Raw genomic sequence first — 744 nt, forward strand, 5'->3', positions numbered from 1 at the left:
GTTGACAACGTCGTTATAAAATTGTATATTTTAATTAAGGTAATTTTATGATAAATGTAAAATCAAATATAAATGTTAAGATAGATACAGAAATTAAGGAACAAGCCGCACAGCTTTTAGGGCGAATGGGAATAGACCAGACAACGGCAATTGATATGTTTTTTAGACAAATAATAGCAGAGCGCCGCTTGCCGTTCCAGCCAATCGTAAACCTAACAATGGACGAACAAATCATCGCGGCAGCCGTAAAAAGGAATCCCCAAAAAGTTGAAATAAAAACGGACGCTGACGGAAATTTACATATAGACAAAGAGAAAAATCCTGAGGTTTATGATTGGGCGGTAAATGGTTAATGAAGCCATTTGAACTATTCATTACATATATTTCATGGGGAAGCGGCGGAAAAAACCGTCCGGTTTTGGTACTTCTGATAAATGAAAATACAATATCGGTTTACCCGATTACAACACAATATGAAAACAAAAGCGAAGTCATCAAGGCGCAATACTTTAAAATTAATGATTGGGCACAGGCAGGACTCGACAGTCAGTCATATATTGATACTGAATTCTGCTTAACTTTCCAATATCAGTAATCAAAAATAAAAAACCAATAGGAAAACTTACAATCGCAGACAAGAAAAGATTACTTGATTTCTTAACAAAATAAGACATTATGAAAAAGCTCCCGCAAATAACATGCGGGCAGTTATCGTGAATAAATCTCTTTGCCTGTCCGCAACAC

Annotated in this window: 2 protein-coding genes; both read left to right on the forward strand. The window is 35.8% G+C overall.

Annotated elements, in window-relative coordinates; genetic code table 11:
- Positions 1 to 47: 47 nt before the first annotated feature.
- On the forward strand, positions 48 to 353 hold the full coding sequence (locus ACYVTD_RS14815) for a type II toxin-antitoxin system RelB/DinJ family antitoxin (protein ID WP_461248483.1): 306 nt from the start codon (positions 48 to 50) through the stop codon (positions 351 to 353).
- The gene (locus tag ACYVTD_RS14820) at positions 353 to 595 is read left to right on the forward strand and encodes a hypothetical protein (protein WP_461248484.1); all 243 of its coding nucleotides are present in this window, start codon (positions 353 to 355) and stop codon (positions 593 to 595) included. Before ACYVTD_RS14815 ends, ACYVTD_RS14820 begins: the two co-directional genes overlap by 1 nt.
- Positions 596 to 744: the final 149 nt, after the last annotated feature.

This window comes from Treponema sp. R6D11 (assembly GCF_054786075.1).